Consider the following 5264-nt stretch of genomic DNA (forward strand, 5'->3'; position numbering starts at 1 on the left):
TTAGAAGGTTTTTTTAGTTATTTAGTAATGCACAAATTTAGGTGTTTGTCAAATTAATTTAGATGCGTTTACCCTGATCGGGAAAGTCGTTTTTGATGACATCTTCCCAGATTTTACCTGCTGCTTCTAACGCTGCTTTGCGACTAGGATCGTTAAAGAAACCAGTGGTATCGTAACGATAGTCGAACTTGATATTAAAGCCACTAACAGGAGTTGGTGTTGTCACCGGAGTCGGAGTTGTCACCGGAGTCGGCGTTGTCACCGGAGTCGGAGTTGTCACCGGAGTCGGAGTCGTAACAGGAGTCGGAGTCGTAACCGGAGTCGGAGTCGTAACCGGAGTCGGTGTCGTAACCGGAGTCGGAGTTGTCACCGGAGTCGGAGTTGTCACCGGAGTCGGAGTCGTAACCGGAGTCGGTGTCGTAACCGGAGTCGGAGTCGTAACAGGAGTCGGAGTCGTAACAGGAGTCGGAGTCGTAATCGGAGTCGGAGTCGTAATCGGAGTCGGAGTCGTAACCGGAGTCGGAGTCGTAACCGGAGTCGGAGTTGTCACCGGAGTCGGAGTTGTCACCGGAGTCGGAGTTGTCACCGGAGTCGGAGTTGTCACCGGAGTCGGAGTTGTAACAGGAGTTGGCGTTGTAACAGGAGTTGGTGTTGTCACCGGAGTTGGCGTTGTCACCGGAGTTGGCGTTGTCACCGGAGTCGCTGTTGTCACCGGTGTTGGTGTTGGGGCTGGTGTTGGGGCTGGTGTTGGTGTTGGGGCTGGTGTTGGTGTTGGAGTTGGTGTTGGGGCTGGTGTCGGCGCTGGTGCTGGTGTCGGCGCTGGTGTTGGTGTCGGACTAGCTGCAAACGTGCTACTGGCAACATTGAGCAAAACCGCGATCGCCCGATTGCTACTTTTATCTATCATCACCGTATCGCCACTACCAGCACCATTAGCACCCGTACCCGCACTAAAAGTGAAGTTATCAAAATTCAAAATGCCATTGTCGCTGGCAATGCGATCGCCTCCATTTTGATAATCAGTAATGTAATCAATGTTGTCATCATCTAGCAGTAGGAAAAATGTGTCATTGCCACTGCCACCTGTTAAAGTATCGATACCCCGATCGCCGTGCAAACTATCATTGCCGCTACCACCGACAATTGAATCATTGCCTTGACCGCCGCACAAGCAATCATCTCTATCTCCTCCGATAACAGTATCTTCATCTTTGTCGCCGCGAAGGGAATCATTGCCACCTCCGCCATCAATGTCATCATTTCCTTTGCCACCATATACAACTTCAGCATCAGAGGAACCGCTGACAGTATCATTACCTTTGCGAGTTAGCAATCCTCCAGGCACTTCCTGAAGTTGTCCGGCTTCGAGTGCAACATTGTCTGCTGTATCTTCTCCGACGAAATAAATCCCTTGTCGTTTGATAGTCATAATTTTCCTAGCTATTGGTTTGCAAAATAAACGGAGTGGAGAAATGGCGATTGCTTATTTTTAGCAATGGCGATCGCTGGTTCAACTAGAGCGCATCAGGCAACATTGAAAGACCAGGTATAAGTCTGACCGCTGGATGTAATTGAAGCAGTATAATTTCCAGGGATTAATGGGTTACGGGGTATCATTACAATTGCATCGCGTGAATCCAAGATACTGCGTGCCCCTTGTTGAGCAGATGGATCGGGATTGCTGTAGGTTGTTTCATCAAAAACACTGTGTTGTATGGGTGTATTTCCCTGCGTTAATGAGTGAGAAGTGACTCGAGGCGTGACGTTTCCAGAACCCAATAACAAATAAATAGGTAAGCCCGTAGGAGCCGTGTATCCTGGAAAGCCTGTTAACGGATCGGGATATTCATTTCCTCCATACTGTCTTATGGGAACTGTCTTGCCACTTGCAGGCCACATAACAGGATATTGGGGTGAAGAATTACGATTAATTCCTCGAACAACATCTAAAGTTGCCCCTGTGTCAATTCCCCCATTGGCTTCGCGATAACTACCGTAAGCAACTTGTGTTAGTTTAGGATTGATAATTCCTAACGCATGAAAAGGTGCGGTCATCCATCCATCAATAAAATCGACATCTCGCGCCTGAGTTGTTTCCCAACCGGCCACATTGCCGTTTTTACCCGCTTCAGATCCTGCGGCCGTATACCAAGGATTATTAGGGTCTTGATCATGAGTAGATCCATTGTTTTTAACGACATAACGGGAGTGTTCTATTTCCCCTTGTGTCCATGCAGGATTGTTAGTCACAGGTGGTAAGTTGGCTAGGCTACGTAAGTAATTCACCCGATCGAGCCAGTTATCAGAGGTCGGAGGAGTCGGAGTCGGAATAGGAGTCGGAATAGGAGTCGGAGTCGGAGTCGGAATAGGAGTCGGAGTCGGAGTCGGAGTCGGAGTCGGAGTTGCTGTCACATTTCCACCGATAATTTTCGCAGAAACACTCCCAACATCGCCAGTAAAATTGGTCAACAATGCCAAGACTTTATCAAAAGAAGAACCGCCATTGCTGCTAACATAAACTCCGACACTATTGCTATCATTGCGGGCAACTAAAAAGCGAGAACCAGTCAAATCATCTAACAGTTCGATAGAATCAGAAGCAGCATCAAAGTCGCGGATAATAGCTACCCCATTGCTGGTAAGACCAAAGGTATCACTTCCGCCGCCACCTATCAGCGTATCTGTGTCACCACCGCCGACTAAATAATCAGCTCCTTTACCACCAAACAGTTGATCTGCACCTAATCCACCTTCAATGTAGTCGCTATCCCGACCACCATAAATGACATCATTACCCGGATCGCCCAATAGATCATCATTTCCAGAACCGCCAACGATCAGATCGTCTCCCGCATCGCCCCATAGACTGTCATCACCCGCATAGCCATAAATTTCTACGGGCACAGAATCAGACCAAAAAAGTTGGTCATTTTGCGCTGTTCCATCTAAACGAGCCATATTTAACCTCCAATTTGTCAAGTCAAGTTGTTTACCAAAAAACAAAAGGCCGGAGAAGGGGCGATCGCACATAATGCGTAATCACCACTTCCCCAGCCCACCCCTGAACTCACCATCAGTCTCGAACTAGGTTTTGTGTTTATTTAGTTGATTCAAACTTTAACGCTGGCAGCCCACTCAGCCGTACAGCGCAGATGCACTTTTGCTTGATCCACCTTAAATTGATAAATTACACCATCTTAGTCGATTTGTCAACATCCTACAGGGATAAATTAAACGTAATTAAACGTAATTAAACGTAAAACTCTCGCGTTATTAGATACCCCACTGCTTACAGAAGTCGGGTATCTGAACATTCTGTTTTTGTTAGGTGACTCTCTATTTCATTACCCAAGCCAGCTCGCCCGATTGCGAAATAGCTCGCTCGAATTTACTTCCTCGAACTCCACTTACTAACTTCTGCATCGTCAAGAAAGAACTTATAATAAGTCGAACCCTTGACAATTACCCGAATCACATTGTTCTTTTCCCTTTCACTTTCAATTGTTACCTTTCCGAACCCAGTTTCTTGCCAAGTTTCCTCCAGAATCTTCTCAACCTGGTCAAAAACTTGTTTAACCGTATGTCTTTGAACGTTGTGCGATGATGACATATCTGTTTCCACCTTCTGATTTAACTTAGCTTTGCTGTTGCTGTCGCCTGCTTTGTCAGCCCGATCGCCTGCTGCATCCTCTGACAAAAACCTCATAGCTTTTTACCCCCTAAATTTCAGCCTCTATATAGATTTCGGAAATAGCCCTATGTTTTTACGCATAGTTCCAGCTTTTGTAACAATCATTTACACGATCGCCCCCAAAGTCGCAGACGATGACGCACAGCATCGCACAACAATTAGCAGCGTTGCATCCGCACAATTCCCATCCGCCAGAAACTCCATACTTCTTACCCCCAAAATGATGTTTGCAAAGATTTAATTATTGAATAACTTTTTAACCCGTAACTCAGTGTAAAATCAATAAACATTCAAAACTCACAATTGTGCAGTCACAGGCAGCAGTCATTCGATTTTAGATTTTAGATTTTAGATTTTAGATTGGATGATTGAAGAATTGACCCCACGGATCGAGACGGGGGCTTGAGGATTTTAGATTTGGGATGCTTTCGATTGATTCCACGGATAGAGACGGGGGCTTGTACCACCTTTGAAATTCTCGGTCGCCAACTTCTGACATGGCGCTGCCACGCGCGATCGCACTTCCACAGGCAAACTACCCATGAATCAAGCAGAATTTACCACCATTTACAACAATTTAGGCAACAAATGCAAGCAAGTTTTGCAGCAAAAACTAGCTGGAACACCCAACAAACAAATCGCCAAAATTCTCGCAATTAAATCAGAAGCAACTGTACGCCAACATTTGACAACAGCATATCAAGCCTTTGGTTTAGGAAACGACAAGCGCTCTAGCTGGTCAGATTTGCAGGCATTATTTTTTCAATTCAGTCCCGAACTAATCCCAGCGCCACCTGGAGAACCACAACCATTAAATTCTCGCTGGGTAGAACGAACTTCAGATATTACTAAGCTCCAAAAATGGACATCAGAAAAGTTCAAGATTTTGATAATAGTAGGAGAAGGCGGCATCGGCAAAACCACCTTAGCACAGCAATACTTAGCAAGTTGCCAATTTGAAAAAATCTTAGATATGAAAATTGCCTTAACTCCAGAAAACTTGCGGAGTGCCGATTCATTTGTACAGACTTGGCTGCAACAAGATTTTCAGGAAGATGCACCCAGAGATTTTAGCCTGAGTTTAAACTTGCTCGAAACAAAGCTGCGTCAAAGCAAAGTCGCAATTTTTATAGATAACTTAGAACCTGCTTTACGTAACGGTATGTTTTTACCTGAATACCGCAATTATGTAGAATTGCTGCGGGTACTCAGCGAGCCCCGAATCGAAGGAGTCACCCTGATTACCAGTAGAGAAAAATTAAAAGAACCTGACATCAGAGGCGTTCAAACTCACATTTTAAGAGGCTTGACTCCAGAAGCATGGCAACAATATTTTGAATATCCCAAAACTTCTGAAGATTTACAAGCTCTGCAAGAAATGCACGCAGTTTACAAAGGCAATGCTCTAGCGATGGAGGTGCTGTACAATGATATAGCAATCCTAAATGATTTAGATAAATTTGTAGGGGTAGTGCTACCCCTACTCCCCGTGCCTACCTTTCAGGGGTAGGTTTTTAAAATTTAAGCCGTAGAAAAGTGAGAACGGCTTGGCCAAGGTTCAGGAATAAAGCTA

At 45.4% G+C, this 5264-nt stretch carries 5 protein-coding genes; 2 read left to right on the forward strand and 3 right to left on the reverse strand.

Annotated elements, in window-relative coordinates; all coding sequences use genetic code 11:
- Positions 1-58 precede the first annotated feature (58 nt).
- The 3 genes from QUA00_RS36090 to QUA00_RS36100 form a co-directional block, all read right to left on the reverse strand.
- A complete protein-coding gene (locus QUA00_RS36090) occupies positions 59-1429 on the reverse strand; it encodes a hypothetical protein (RefSeq protein WP_333413363.1) in 1371 nt (456 codons plus the stop codon).
- A 95-nt stretch (positions 1430-1524) separates the two neighbouring features.
- Positions 1525-2958, reverse strand: coding sequence for a CAP domain-containing protein (locus QUA00_RS36095; RefSeq protein ID WP_333305127.1), 1434 nt, complete (start codon positions 2956-2958; stop codon positions 1525-1527).
- A gap of 430 nt (positions 2959-3388) precedes the next feature.
- Complete coding sequence (locus QUA00_RS36100; protein WP_333305125.1) at positions 3389-3706, reverse strand: hypothetical protein; 318 nt, start codon at positions 3704-3706, stop codon at positions 3389-3391.
- A gap of 52 nt (positions 3707-3758) precedes the next feature.
- Here QUA00_RS36100 and QUA00_RS36105 point away from each other — a divergent pair, with 52 nt between their 5' ends.
- Both QUA00_RS36105 and QUA00_RS36110 read left to right on the forward strand, forming a co-directional pair.
- Positions 3759-3932, forward strand: a complete 174-nt coding sequence (locus QUA00_RS36105) for a hypothetical protein (RefSeq protein WP_333413365.1) — start codon at positions 3759-3761, stop codon at positions 3930-3932.
- 300 nt (positions 3933-4232) lie between these two features.
- Positions 4233-5201, forward strand: coding sequence for an AAA family ATPase (locus QUA00_RS36110; protein WP_333413367.1), 969 nt, complete (start codon positions 4233-4235; stop codon positions 5199-5201).
- Positions 5202-5264 lie beyond the last annotated feature (63 nt).

It is taken from the genome of Microcoleus sp. T2B6 (assembly GCF_036700475.1).
Classification (GTDB): Bacteria; Cyanobacteriota; Cyanobacteriia; order Cyanobacteriales; family Microcoleaceae; genus Microcoleus.